The following is a 12,606-nucleotide window of genomic DNA, read 5'->3' on the forward strand; positions in this document are numbered from 1 at the left end:
ATGGACGCCACTGCGACGAACGAGCTGACCCGCGCCCGGGTCGCCGCCATGATCGACCACACCCTGCTCTCGCCCGACGCCTCCCGCGACGACGTCCGGGCCTGCGTCGACGAGGCCCGCGAGCTGGGTGTCAAGGCCGTGTGCGTGAGCCCGGCCATGCTCCCGGTGCGGGGTGAGGAGCTCGTCGTCGCCACGGTGGCCGGTTTCCCCTCCGGCAAGCACCACTCGCTGGTCAAGGCGATGGAGGGCCGGCTCGCGGTGGACCAGGGGGCCCGTGAGGTGGACATGGTGATCGACGTGGGCGCCGCCATCGCCGGACTGGTCGACGAGGTCATGGCCGATGTGCTGGCCATGCGGGATGCCGTGCCGCCGCCCGTGGTCATCAAGGTGATCCTCGAGACCGCGGCCATCCACAAGGCGCTGGGCGAGGAGGCGGGCGACGAACGAATCGAGGCCCTCTGCCATGCCGTCGCCCGGGCGGGGGCCGATTTCGTCAAGACCTCCACCGGTTTCCACCCCGCCGGCGGCGCCAGCGTGCGCGCGGTCGAGGCCATGCACCGGGCGGTGGGTGGCCGGCTGGGCATCAAGGCCTCGGGCGGGATCCGTGACGCGGATACCGCCCGCGCGATGATCGCCGCCGGCGCGACCCGCCTCGGGCTGTCGGGCTCCCGCGCGGTGCTGGAGGGCTTCCCCGAATAGCCGCGTCGCCCGTCGCCCGTCGCCCGTCGCCGTCGCCCGACTGCCGACCGTCCGACTGCCGACCGCCCGGGATCAGCCCGTGGTCAGCACCATCTTGCCGGCGGTCCGCCCGGTCTGGCCGCGGCGGTGCGCCTCGGCGGCCTGCTCCAACTGGAAGACCTCGGCGATCGTCGCCCGGAGTTCCCCCTGCTCGACGAGCTCGGTGATCGAGACCAGGTCGTGGCGCGAGGAATCCACGAGCATCCGGACCGCACGCACCCCCAGCTCCTCGGCCTCCCGGAAGAAGTCGCCGGACCCCACGGGCAGGATCGACACCACGATCCCGCCGGGGCGCAGCGTCCGCAGGGAGTCGAGGGACGTCTGACCGCCGATCGTGTCGAGCACGGCGTCCACGTCGCTGACCGCCTCGGCGATGTCGACGTCGTGGTAGTCGATCGCCTCGTCGACGCCGAGCTCGCGCAGGAAGTCGTGCTTGCCGGCGCTGGCGGTGCCGATCACGTACGCGCCGCGGGCCTTGGCGATCTGGACGGCCACATGCCCGACCCCGCCGGCGGCGGCGTGGATGAGCACCCGCTGGCCCGGCTGGATGTCGGCGTACTCGACGAGCGCCTGCCAGGCGGTGAGCGACACGAGCGGCAGGGCGGCGGCCCGCACGTGGTCGAGGGAGGCGGGCTTGGGGGCGAACCAGGCCGCGGGGGCGGCGACGTACTCTGCGTGGGCGCCGTGCCCGAACGGGTACGAGAGCATCCCGAACACCTCGTCACCGGGGGAGAAGCGCGCGACGCCGATGCCCACCTCCTCGACCACACCGGACAGGTCCCATCCGAGCACGAAGGGGGGCTTGCCGAGGAAGCCACCGTTCTCACGGTGCTTCCAGTCGGTGGGGTTGACGCTGGCGGCCTCGACGCGGACGAGGACCTCGTTGGTGCGCGGGGTGGGGCGGGGGAGGTCGACGACGGCGAGGACGTCCGGCTCCCCGAGGGTGTCCTGGTGCACGGCGCGCATGGTGGTGTCGTTGCTCATGGACCCAGGGTAGGCAGATTCCGCGGTCGCCGGTCGGGCGCGGAGCGGTGGGGAGTCGTCAGAGCCGGTGCAGCTCGACGTCACCCAGCGCGCCGCCGTCGATGGTCGCGGTCATGTAGGTGCAGTGCGGTTGGCGACGCCGGTCGGTCGGGGAGCCCGGGTTGAGCAGTCGCAGGCCGCCCTGGCCGGACGCCCTCGGCGCGGTGGTGTCCCACGGGATGTGCGAATGCCCGAACACCAGGACGTCGGTGTCCGGGTAGGCCTTGGCCATGCGGGTGTCGCGGCCCGCGGACGCGCCGGCCTCGTGCGTCACCACCAGGCGCACGCCGTCGATCGTCTCGCGGGCCACCTCGGGCAGGCGCTCGCGCAGTTCCGGGCCGTCGTTGTTGCCCCAGCAGGCGATGAGTCGAGCCGAGCGTTCCTGCAGCGAGTCGAGGAGTCCCACGTCCATCCAGTCGCCCGCGTGGATCACGATGTCCGCGGCGTCGACCTCGTCCCACACCCGGTCGGGCAGGTCGCGGGCCCGCGTCGGGACGTGGGTGTCGGCGATGAGCAGCAGGCGGGTGCCGCCGGCCTTGCTGCCAGCGCCCTGGCCGCCCACGGCCCCGCCGCCCGAGACCCGGCCGCCCGAGACCCTGCCGTCCGCATGAGGCGCAGGGGTCACTCGGTCGCCTCGAGCACCACATCCTGCCCGGCGATGTCGACGGTCATGCCGCCCGGCACCACCCGGACGCCGGTCAACTGGACCCCCTCGGGCAGTTCGGCCAGCGCCGAGTCCATCATCGAGACGGTCCCGCCGAGGAACTCGGAGGGCAGCGGGAAGCCGAGGATCGACGCCTGCTCCGGCTGCATCTCGAGGTCGCCACCGATGAGCCTCGGCGTCACGACCGCCTCGGCCAGGCCGCTGATCGAGACCCGCAGGGTGCCGGCGGCGGGGTCGGCGATGATCTCCTGGACCTGGATCAGCCCGCCGAGCAGGGTGTCGCCGGCCGCGCCCTCGGACTGGGCGGCGGCGGACATGGTCTGCTCGGAGACGAACGCGGTCCCGGTCAGCGAGTCCACGTAGGTCAGGTCGCCTTCGGTGCGCACGCCGTCGGCCCGGATGTCGATCTGCGGTGCCGGTCCGGTCGCGCCGTCGGCGGCCGAGCCGTCGGTGGTGATGCGCACGGAGCCGAGGTTGCCGTCGATGTAGGACAGGATCACCGGGCGCGCGCCGAGTTCGACCTGGGCGGGCGACCCCAGGCTGGCGGTCACCTCGTCACTCATGCGGTTCTTGATGGCGTTGCGCATGCCGAACTCGAGACCGACCAAGGCCGCGACGAGACCGACGGCGAGAAGCGCCGCGATGAGCGCGATCAGCGGCCCGCGTCCCCGCCGGCTCCCGCCCTCAGCGCCGGATCCGCCCGAACCGGGCCCGCCCGAGCCGGGCCCGCCCGGGCCGCGCTCGGCCGTCCAGGGTCCACCCGTGTCGGAGGCGCCGGGGCCCTGCGAGCCGGTTCCGGAGGCTGCGGCGAATTGCTGCGTCTCGGCGTGCTGGACGCCGGGTCGGTCGTAGGCGGGGAGGCGTTGGGTGTCGTGCGGCTGCTGCATTCGTCCGATTGTCACCGATCCGGGCCGGTCGTGCAGTGCCCACGTCCCCGCCGCAGGTCAGCGGGCGGCGGTCCAGCGGCGCAGGTGCTGGTACTCGGCCTCGAACAGTCGGTCCAGGTGCCCCACGACGAGCTTCTCGAGCTTGCCGCCGAGCAGCGGCACCGACACCTTGACCTGACCGGAGACGGATTCGTGGGCCGCCCCGTCCCGGTGGACGGCCTCGGCGCCGCCGTCGATCATCCCGAGCCCACCGGCGGCCTCGGCGCGGGCCGATCCGGTGAACCGCTCGCCGTCGAAGTCGCCGAAGGTGCTGGTCCGGACGATCACCAGCTGCCCGGGCAGGACCTTGCGCGCCAGGTCGGGGATGTCGGAGTCGGGGATGTGCTGGGTGACGGTCACGGTGATCGTGTCGCCGGTGGTGGAGAAGTCGTCGAGGGTGTCCTCGGGGCTACCGACGGCGGCGATGCGGTCGCGCCAGAAGGCCTCGTCGCCGTAGGAGGTGAACACGTTCTCGACGTGCGTGTCGATACGTGCCGTGTGGGAGAAGCGGGTCGCCATGGGGTCAGACCCTACAAGCCGCCGGTTACCCTCGGTCGTGTGAACCCGTCGTCGCCCGACCCCGCCGGCACCGCGCCGACCCCCGCGGGCACCCATCCGCACCCCGCCGACCCGGTCGTCGCCGAGCTGTCCCACATCAGCGGCATCGACGTGGCGCCCGGTGCCCGCCTCGCGGACCTGACCACCCTGCGCATCGGCGGCCGCCCCCGCGCGCTGCTGGAGTGTGCGACCCCGGACGCGGTCGTCGCGGCGGTCCGCGCCCTGGACGCCGCGGACGTGCCGGTGCTCGTGTTGGGGGGCGGTTCGAACCTGGTGGTGGCCGGCGGCGACCTCGACCTGGTGGCGGTGGCGGTGCGCAACCGGGAGATCGACTACCTCGCCGGCCCGACCGAGGACCAGCTCGTCGTCCGCGCGGGCGCGGGCCTGACCTGGGACGATCTGGTCGCCGACACGGTCGCGCGCGGGTACGGCGGCCTCGAGTGCCTGTCCGGCATCCCCGGATCCGTGGGCGCGACGCCCGTGCAGAACGTCGGCGCCTACGGGGTGGAGGTCGCCCAGATCCTGCACCGCGTGCGCTGGTTCGACCGCGCCACCGGCGTCGACGAATGGGTCACCCCCGACGCCCTCGGCCTCGAGTACCGCACGTCCATCCTGAAGAACACCGACCGCGCCGTGGTCCTCGAGGTGGAGTTCCGCCTCGATCCCGCCGGACGCAGCGAACCGATCCGCTACGCCGAACTCGCCGGCCGCCTCGGTGTCGCCCCTGGTGACCGGACCGACCCGGCCGTGGTGCGGCGCACGGTGCTCGACCTGCGCCGCGGCAAGGGGATGGTGCTCGACGACGACGACTCCGACACCTGGTCCGCGGGATCGTTCTTCACCAACCCGGTGATACCCCAGGACGAACTCCCCACGGTGCGATCCCGGGTGGCCGCCAGGCTCGGCACCGCGCAGTCCGAGCAGATGCCCGCCTTCTCCGCACCCGGGGGCGTCAAACTCTCGGCGGGATGGCTCATCGAGCGGGCCGGTTTCTCCAAGGGGCATCCCTCGTCGTCGTCACCCGCTCGTCTCTCCACCAAACACACGCTGGCGCTGACCAACAGGGGTCAGGCCACCGCGGACGACGTGATCGCGTTGGCGCGCGAGGTACGTGACGGGGTGCGGGAGGCGTTCGGCGTGGAGCTGCACCCCGAGCCGGTGTGGGTGGGCTGCCACATCTGACCCGGGCCGCCCGGCGCAGCCGCGCGACCCTGATTCCCCCCTGCGCCGCCCACCCTGGCACGCTGGAGCCCGACCTTCGTGGTCTGTCCCGCCCCGTGCGCCCGATCCGGCGCCGCTCGTCGTTGGAGAAGCCCGTGGACCTGTTCGCGTATCCGGTGTCACTCGTCATGAAGTTCTGGCACTGGGCGTTGAGCTTCGTCGTGGACCCCGACTCCGGCATCGCATGGGTCGGCTCGGTGTTGCTGCTGGTGGTGACCGTGCGGCTGCTGCTCATGCGGTCCATGTGGCGGCAGCAGTACTCGATGCGCAAGATGGCGCAGCTCGCTCCCAAGATGAAGGAGCTGCAGCTCAAGTACAAGGATCGCAAGTCCCCCGAGGACCGCCAGGCGCAGGCCAAGGAGATGCAGGAGCTGTACTCCGGCGCCGGCGTCAACCCCGCGGCCGGGTGCCTGCCGCTGCTGGTGCAGATCCCGGTGTTCCTCGGCCTGTACTACGTGCTGCTCAACTTCTCGCCTCCCGGCAAGTCCATCGAGGAGGCCTCGACCATGACCAACGGGGCGTTCCAGCCCGAGCAGGTCGCCTCCTTCCTCAACGCCGAGATCTTCGGGGTGCCCCTGGCGTCCTACATCCGGATGCCGCAGGAGGTCATGGACTCGCTGCACCCGGGGCTGCAGCAGAGCGACATCCTCATGCTGGCCGTGCCGCTGTTCGTCCTGGCCGGCATCGCCACGTTCATCAACATGTGGAACTCCTTCCGCCGCCAGAAGGCGGCCAAGGCGGCCGAGCAGGCGGCGATCGCGCAGGTCGAGGCCGAGGACCGCGCCGGCGGGCCGTTCGTCGACGGCGAAGTGGTGGAGATCGACGGTGAGAAGCCCGCCACCGCGGCCGACGCCGACGTCGGGTCGGAGGGCGGCTCCACTGCCGCCGACCGCCGCGATGGTACGGCCGGCACCCCGGGCACTCCCGCCACCGCGGGCGCTGCCGGCGCGGCCGGTCCGGGCGCTGGAGCAGGCGCTGATGCGGCGGCCAAGCCGCAGGACTTCCAGTCGATGGCCGAGTCCATGACCGAGTCGATGAACCAGTCGATGAAGATCATGATGTACCTGTTCCCGTTCTTCCCGATCGTGGGCGCGTACTTCTTCAACTTCCCCATCGCGATCGGCCTGTACTGGCTCACCAACAACATCTGGACCGCGGTGCAGTCGCACTTCTTCATGGAGCGGCTCGAGAAGGAACTGCCCATGAGCAGCCGCGAGGGCCTGCCGCCCAGCGCGTTCATGTAGCCCTCGCCGTCCCCCCTTCGCCGGCACACCCGCGCCGTCACACCCGCGCCGTCACACTCGCGCCGTCACACCCTCGGCAGGAGTCCCGGCCGGGTCTACGCTGGAGCCGTGGAGACCGCCGCTCCAGAGGTGAGGTTCCGTCCGCTGACCCGCGACGACCTGCCGACGCTCGCGCGCTGGCTGGCCGAGCCGCTCGTCGCACGATGGTGGTCGGAGAACTCGCCGGACCGGGTCGAACAGGACTTCGGCCCCTACCTCGATGACGCACAGACGGAATGCATCGCCGAACCGGCGGCACGCGGCAGGGGCGCCGGTGCGGCGATGGCGGCCCGGGCGGTCTCAGAGATCTGGGCTCACCACCCCGGCGCGAGCTGCGTGATCGTGCCCGTGAACATCGAGAACCCGCGATCCTGGGCTGCCCTGCTCCGGGCCGGGTTCCGGCGGTTGCCGGACGCGGAGCTCACACCCGACAACCCCGGTGACACGCCCCTCCACGCGATCTGCCGCATCGACCGTCCCGCCCGCGGAGACGCCGGAACTCCGTGAACGGGCGCAGGGTCGTGGTGAGCGGGCGCGGGTTCGTGCAGAATCCGGCTCTTGCCGCCGCCGGGACCGCGGTGTAGCTTCAGCGTGAACGTCGGTAGGGCGCACGGCGCGACTCCGGGGAGACCCGGGGCCGCGAGGGGCGCGGAGCCGAGGGGAATGAGACGAGGAGATCGAAGGACAGTGCTGAACCACAGGTGAGTCCCGGCCACACGCCACCTCTCCTGGAGCACGCATGTCTTTCCTCGTCCTGTCGGACGTCGCGTACGCGTTTCCCGACGACACCCCACTCTTCGACGGGCTCGACCTCGCCGTCGGTCCCGGCCTGACCTCCCTCGTCGGTCGCAACGGCGCCGGCAAGAGCACCCTGCTCCGCCTCATCGCGGGCGAACGTCGGCCGACGCACGGTTCGATCACCGTCGACGGCGATCCGGCGGGCCCGCCCACCGTGGGATAGCTGCCGCAACTGCTCGCCGACGCCCCGGCGGAGCACACCCTCGCCGATGAGCTCGGCGTGGGCGGGCGACTGGAGGCGCTGGCGCGGATCGAGGCGGGGGAGGGCGACGACGACGACTTCGAGCTCGTCGGCGATGACTGGGCCGTGGCCGAGCGCACGGTCGCGCTGCTCGACGACCTGGGCCTGCCGACCGAGTTGGACCGACCCGTGGTGGCGCTGTCCGGCGGGGAGCGCACTCTGGCCGCGGTGGCGGGTCGGCTGCTCGGGCGGCCCCGGGTCCTCCTGCTGGACGAACCCACCAACAATCTCGACGGGCGGGCTCGGGAGCGGCTGTTCGCGGCGATCGGCGGGTTCGTGGGCGGCGGCGATCGCGTGGTCCTGGTGGTGAGCCACGATCTCGAGCTGTTGGACCGTGCCGGCAGGACGGTCGAGCTGCGCGCCGGCCGCTGTCGGGTGTTCGGCGGGCCGTACGCGCACTATCGCGAGGTGATCGAGACCGAGCAGGCGGCCGCGGTGCAGTCGCTGGCCGGGGCGCGGAACGATCTGCGCGCCGAGAGGCGGGACAGGGTCGAGGGGGTCGAGAAGGCGAGCCGGCGGGTCGCGCAGGGGCGGCGGGTGCAGGCGGCGGGCGGAATGCCCAAGATCCTCATGAACGCCCGTCGCGCGTCGGCGCAGGAATCGGCCGGCAGGTTGCGCGCGGTCCACGACCAGGGCGTCGAGCAGGCGCGGGAGCGGATGCGCTCGGCCAATGCCGCGGTTCGGCGCGAGGAGCGGCTGCGGGTCGAGCTGCCCGACCCAGGGTTGCCGGCCGGCCGGGTGGTGCTGGACGTCGATGACCCCGTCGCGGGCCGGGTCCATCTCGCGGGGCCCGCGCGCGTGCGCCTGGCCGGGCCGAACGGCAGCGGCAAGACGACGCTGCTGCGACGCCTCCTCGGCGCTCGCGGTCCGGACCGCGCCGGCGGCGTCGACGAGGGGTTCGACGATGAGGGGTTCGTCGACGAGGGGTTCAACGACGAGGTGGTCCACGTCCCGTTTGCCCTGCTGCCGCAGGAGCTGCGCGTCGAGCATCCGGAGTGGTCGGTCATCGACGCGATCCTGGCCGTCCGCCCCGACGCGTCGGAGGAGGAGGCCCACGCCCACGCGGCGCGGCTGCTGTTCACCGGCGGCGCCGGGTTCCGCAGGCTCGCTGACCTCTCCGGTGGCGAGCGACTCCGTGCGGCGCTGGCGGCGCGGCTGTTCGCCCGCCCGGTCCCGCAGTTGCTGGTCCTGGACGAGCCGACCAACAACCTCGACCTCGACGGTGTAGAGGTGCTCGCCGACGCGCTCTCGCAGTGGCGCGGTGCGCTGCTGTTGATCAGTCACGACGACGGATTCTGCGATCGAGTGGGGGTGGACGACGTGATCACCCTCGGCTGACCCCGCTCCGGCGGGGTGGACGCACGCGAACACACCTATCCCCGAGAGAGGGCCCACCATGCGCAAGCTCATTTACTACGTGGCCGTGAGCGTTGACGGTGTCATCGCCGACCCCGACGGCGGCGTCGACGCCTTCCCCGTCGAGGGCGACCACATGCCCTGGATCATCGAGCACTATCCGGAGACGATCCCCGGCCACCTGCGCGAGCCGCTCGGGCTGGCGCGGACCCCGCACCGGGCATTCGACACCGTGATCATGGGCCGCACCACCCATCAGGTGGCCGTGGACGAGGGACTGGCCAGCGGGTACCCGCACCTGCGCCAGTACGTGGTGACCCACCGGCCGGACGAGCTGCCGGCCGAGGAGGGGCTGACGGCGTCCGACGAGGACCCGGTGACGCTGGTCCGCCGGCTCAAGGCCGAGGGCTCGCCGCTGGCCATCTGGCTGTGCGGGGGCGGGATGCTGGCCGGGCAGGTGGTCGACGAGATCGACGAGTTCCGCCTCAAGGTCAATCCCGTCGTCCTCGGCGCGGGCATCCCGCTGGTGGCGCGGGCGACGGGCGGGCCGGGCGCGGCTGGCGGGGCGCTCCCGCTGGCGCTGACCCGTCGGACGCGTCGAGACTTCGAGAGCGGGGTGAGCTACGTGGAGTTCTCCCGCGGCTGATCGCAACGCCCGCCGCGCCGCTGCCTCCCCGCCACCGCGCCTGCCACCGCGCCGCCGTCGAGAAGAGTGTTTCGCGCGTATCTGTCGAGTAGAGGCGCGCGAAACACTCTTCTCGACGGCGAGGTGGCCAGGTGGCGCGGTGGCCCGGCGGCGTGGCGGCGCAGCCGGCGCAGGGTCAGACGGCGCCGCCGGCCACGGAGGGCGGGGTGCCGGTGTTGGTGGAGGAGTCGGTCTCGCGGGCCAGGTACTCCTCGATGCGGAACCAGTCGTCGGCGGCGCGCTCGGCGATGGTCACCAGGGTGTTCATGTTGGCGACCTCCTCGACCTGCTCGCGGAGGAACCACAGCATGAACTGCTCGCCGAGCGGGTCGGATTCGGCGCGGGCGGCCTGGAACATCGCCTCGATCTGCCGGGTGACCTGCTTCTCCTGCTCCAGTGCGGCGCGCAGCGCATCGGCGGGACCGCGGAACTGGGCCTCCGGCGCGGGCACGGCCGGGATCGTCACGGCGATCTCCCGGTCGAGCATGTACTGGACCATCATCATCGCGTGGTTCCGCTCACCCAGGCTGTGCGAGTAGAAGCGCGACGCCAACTGCGGTAGGTCCTGCGCGTCCGCCCACACGGCGATCGCGATGTACTGCTGACTGGCGGCGAACTCGTGACCGACCTGAGCGGAGAGGAGTTCGACGAATGAGTTCTTGTTCCTGGCCATGGAGGAGGCCCCTTTCGGTAGGGGGCCAGCCTATGTTCGCCGGCGACGTTTCACCAGGTCAGTAAGCCTAACCTGGGTACACCATGGCCAGCCTCACCTACCGCACATCAGCCCCGGTGGGCGCGCATCGCGGAGTGCTGGTCCCGCGGCTTCACCACGATCTGGTCCAGGTTGACGTGCGAGGGCCGGCTCGCCACGAACCCGACGATCTCCGCCACGTCCTCGGCCACCATCGGGGTGAGCCCACGGTAGACGGCGGCCGCCTTGTCGTCGTCGCCGTCGAACCTCACGCGGGAGAACTCGGTATCGACCATGCCGGGCGCGATCTCGGTGAACCGCACCGGCTGGCCCAGGTGCTCCCCGCGCAACGTCCGGTGCAGGACCGCTTGAGCGTGCTTGGCCGAGGTGTAACCGGAGCCGTTGTCGTACGACTCGAGGGCCGCGATCGAGGTGATGGTGATGACCAGCCCGTCGCCCGTATCCACCAGCACCGGCATGAGACCGCGGACCATGCGCAGCGTGCCGATGACGTTGGTCTCCCACATCCAGCGCCACTGGTCCTCGTCGGCGTCCATCACACTGGTCGTGCCCTTGGCGCCGCCCGCATTGTTGACCAGCACGTTCAGCCGGGGGATGGCCGCGCAGAACGCCTCGCACGAGTCGGCGTCGGTGACGTCGAGGGGCAGGGCGGTGCCGCCGATGTCCGCCGCGAGCGCCTCCAGCCGGTCGACCCGCCGCGCCCCGACGACCACGTGGAACCCGAGGCCGGCCAGCTCGCGCGCGGACGCCTCACCGATCCCCGACGACGCCCCCGTCACCACCGCGATGCGGGTCTCGGCGGGCAGGGCGGCGAGCCGCTCACGGGCGGCGGAGTGGTCGATGCTCATGGCCTAGAGACTAGGCGGCGGGTCCGACACGGTCGATGGGGGAGGACGACAACGACGAGGTCAGCGACCCCGACCGGTGACCATCTCGACGAGTCCGCGCACCGCGCCCTTGGCCATGTCGGCCTTGGAGAAGTAGTCCTGCCAACCGCACACCCGGCCATCGCGGACCTCGAGGCGGCCGCACACCCAGAAGCCGACGCGGAACCGCCCCACCCCCAGGTAATCGGTGCGCTCGGTGAGCACCACGACGGGGGCCGCCGGGTCGGTCGGGTCCGCGGGCGCCGACACCGCGAGGTGGTGGATCTCCACGCCGAAGCGGATGCTGCGGTTCATCGAGGAGATCGCGCCGACTACCGCGCGCTTGCCCCGGATGGTCGGCAGGCCGATGTTGGCCCACCAGACGTCCTCGCTGAGCAGGTCCGCGGCGGAGGCGGTGGAGCCGGTCATCAGGGCGTCGAAGAACGTGCGGACCACGACATCGGGGTCGGTCCGGGTGCTGGTGGCTGCCATTGCGCAACGGTAACCGCCGCGGGCGGGGTCTGGGGGCCGGATCGCGGCGATCGGCTCTGGCACCATGAGGTTCATGACCTCAGCCTCCCCCTCCGCCTCGCCAACCGACGCCCGTACCGACGCCCCCGCCGCCTCGACGCCCGCGCCCACCCTCCCGTCGCCCGCCCTCGCCTCGGCCGTTTCGTCCGACGGCACCGCGATCGCCTACCGCGTGCTCGGTGACCCCGCCGCCCGGCCGCTCGTGCTCATCCACGGTTGGGCGCAGTCGAGCGCGAGCTGGGGGCAGGACGTGCTGAACGACCTGGCCCCGCGTTTCCGCGTGGTGGCGATCGACCTGCGCGGCCACGGGCATTCCGACGTCCCGGCCGGCGGCTACGACTCGGCACCGCAGTGGGCCGACGACGTCGAGGCCGTCCTCGACTCCGCCGGGATCACCGAGGGCTCGGGCGCGATCCTCCTGGGTTGGTCCTACGGCGGGGTCGTGGTCGCGGACTACCTGGCCGCCCGCGGTGAGGGCCGGGTCGGCGGGATCGTGCTGTGCGGTGCGGTCACCTCCCTCTCCCGCTCGGCGGGCGGCGCGATCGGCCCGGCCATGAAGGAGGTCACCTCGGGCGGGGCGTTCGACGAGAAGCCGTCGGTCGCGCTGGCGGCGTTCACCAGCTTCGGAGCAGCCATGATGCGCTCGGGATCGGGCTCGGACGGGCAGCGGATCCTGGGCCTGTCGCTGGCCACGCCGCCGACGGTCCGGCAGGCGCTGCTCACCCGCAAGGTGGACAACGACGACACCCTGCGCGGCCTGTCGATCCCCGCGCTGGTCATCCACGGCGCCCACGACGGGGTGGTGCTGCCGTCGGCCGGGCAGGCGAACGCCGAGATGATCCCCGGCGGCCGCTACGTCGAGTTCGCCGAGTCCGCGCACGCGCCGTTCCTCGAGGAGACGCCGCGCTTCCTCGCCGAGCTCGACGAGTTCGCCGCCTCCCTGTAGCCGTTCGTGGCGGGCGGGCCCGGCGCGCTGGAGCCCACCTCGTCGTCGTCACCTCAGG

The 12,606-nt window shown here is 72.2% G+C and carries 15 protein-coding genes; 8 read left to right on the forward strand and 7 right to left on the reverse strand.

Features of this window, described 5'->3' with window-relative positions; genetic code table 11:
• Positions 1 to 699, forward strand: coding sequence for a deoxyribose-phosphate aldolase (gene deoC / locus G6R20_RS10525; RefSeq protein WP_069390408.1), 699 nt, complete (start codon positions 1 to 3; stop codon positions 697 to 699).
• Positions 700 to 771: 72 nt separating this feature from the next.
• Here deoC and G6R20_RS10530 read toward each other — a convergent pair whose 3' ends face one another.
• The 4 genes from G6R20_RS10530 to G6R20_RS10545 are packed head-to-tail and all read right to left on the reverse strand — an operon-like array spanning position 772 to position 3,870.
• A complete protein-coding gene (locus G6R20_RS10530; RefSeq protein WP_163376351.1) occupies positions 772 to 1,722 on the reverse strand; it encodes an NADP-dependent oxidoreductase in 951 nt (316 codons plus the stop codon).
• 58 nt (positions 1,723 to 1,780) lie between these two features.
• On the reverse strand, positions 1,781 to 2,323 hold the full coding sequence (locus G6R20_RS10535) for a metallophosphoesterase (RefSeq protein WP_163376445.1): 543 nt from the start codon (positions 2,321 to 2,323) through the stop codon (positions 1,781 to 1,783).
• A 59-nt stretch (positions 2,324 to 2,382) separates the two neighbouring features.
• Positions 2,383 to 3,312, reverse strand: a complete 930-nt coding sequence (locus G6R20_RS10540) for a DUF2993 domain-containing protein (RefSeq protein ID WP_163376352.1) — start codon at positions 3,310 to 3,312, stop codon at positions 2,383 to 2,385.
• 57 nt (positions 3,313 to 3,369) lie between these two features.
• On the reverse strand, positions 3,370 to 3,870 hold the full coding sequence (locus G6R20_RS10545; protein ID WP_120286060.1) for a DUF2505 domain-containing protein: 501 nt from the start codon (positions 3,868 to 3,870) through the stop codon (positions 3,370 to 3,372).
• A gap of 135 nt (positions 3,871 to 4,005) precedes the next feature.
• On the opposite strand from G6R20_RS10545, the gene G6R20_RS10550 reads away from it, so the two are divergent.
• The 6 genes from G6R20_RS10550 (at position 4,006) to G6R20_RS10570 (ending at position 9,454) form a co-directional block, all read left to right on the forward strand.
• Positions 4,006 to 5,091, forward strand: coding sequence for a UDP-N-acetylmuramate dehydrogenase (locus G6R20_RS10550; protein WP_120286121.1), 1,086 nt, complete (start codon positions 4,006 to 4,008; stop codon positions 5,089 to 5,091).
• A 134-nt stretch (positions 5,092 to 5,225) separates the two neighbouring features.
• On the forward strand, positions 5,226 to 6,374 hold the full coding sequence (gene yidC, locus G6R20_RS10555; RefSeq protein WP_096907475.1) for a membrane protein insertase YidC: 1,149 nt from the start codon (positions 5,226 to 5,228) through the stop codon (positions 6,372 to 6,374).
• A gap of 108 nt (positions 6,375 to 6,482) precedes the next feature.
• Positions 6,483 to 6,920, forward strand: a complete 438-nt coding sequence (locus tag G6R20_RS10560; RefSeq protein ID WP_205475816.1) for a GNAT family N-acetyltransferase — start codon at positions 6,483 to 6,485, stop codon at positions 6,918 to 6,920.
• Positions 6,921 to 7,152: 232 nt separating this feature from the next.
• Positions 7,153 to 7,374, forward strand: coding sequence for an ATP-binding cassette domain-containing protein (locus G6R20_RS18730; protein ID WP_240341391.1), 222 nt, complete (start codon positions 7,153 to 7,155; stop codon positions 7,372 to 7,374).
• Between the two features lie 57 nt (positions 7,375 to 7,431).
• Positions 7,432 to 8,790, forward strand: a complete 1,359-nt coding sequence (locus G6R20_RS10565) for an ATP-binding cassette domain-containing protein (protein WP_240341392.1) — start codon at positions 7,432 to 7,434, stop codon at positions 8,788 to 8,790.
• A 58-nt stretch (positions 8,791 to 8,848) separates the two neighbouring features.
• Positions 8,849 to 9,454, forward strand: a complete 606-nt coding sequence (locus G6R20_RS10570) for a dihydrofolate reductase family protein (protein WP_067717091.1) — start codon at positions 8,849 to 8,851, stop codon at positions 9,452 to 9,454.
• 175 nt (positions 9,455 to 9,629) lie between these two features.
• On the opposite strand, the gene G6R20_RS10575 is transcribed toward G6R20_RS10570, so the two are convergent.
• From G6R20_RS10575 to G6R20_RS10585, 3 genes are all read right to left on the reverse strand, one after another.
• Positions 9,630 to 10,166, reverse strand: a complete 537-nt coding sequence (locus G6R20_RS10575) for a ferritin (protein WP_067717088.1) — start codon at positions 10,164 to 10,166, stop codon at positions 9,630 to 9,632.
• Positions 10,167 to 10,273: 107 nt separating this feature from the next.
• The gene (locus tag G6R20_RS10580; protein WP_067717087.1) at positions 10,274 to 11,053 is read right to left on the reverse strand and encodes an SDR family oxidoreductase; all 780 of its coding nucleotides are present in this window, start codon (positions 11,051 to 11,053) and stop codon (positions 10,274 to 10,276) included.
• 60 nt (positions 11,054 to 11,113) lie between these two features.
• Complete coding sequence (locus G6R20_RS10585) at positions 11,114 to 11,563, reverse strand: limonene-1,2-epoxide hydrolase family protein (protein WP_067717084.1); 450 nt, start codon at positions 11,561 to 11,563, stop codon at positions 11,114 to 11,116.
• Positions 11,564 to 11,636: 73 nt separating this feature from the next.
• Here G6R20_RS10585 and G6R20_RS10590 point away from each other — a divergent pair, with 73 nt between their 5' ends.
• Positions 11,637 to 12,548 (forward strand): alpha/beta hydrolase, encoded by a 912-nt coding sequence (locus G6R20_RS10590; protein ID WP_163376353.1) that lies wholly within the window; start codon positions 11,637 to 11,639, stop codon positions 12,546 to 12,548.
• Positions 12,549 to 12,606 lie beyond the last annotated feature (58 nt).

Origin of the sequence: Dietzia sp. Alg238-R159 (assembly GCF_900537145.1) — a bacterium.
GTDB lineage: Bacteria > Actinomycetota > Actinomycetes > Mycobacteriales > Mycobacteriaceae > Dietzia > Dietzia kunjamensis.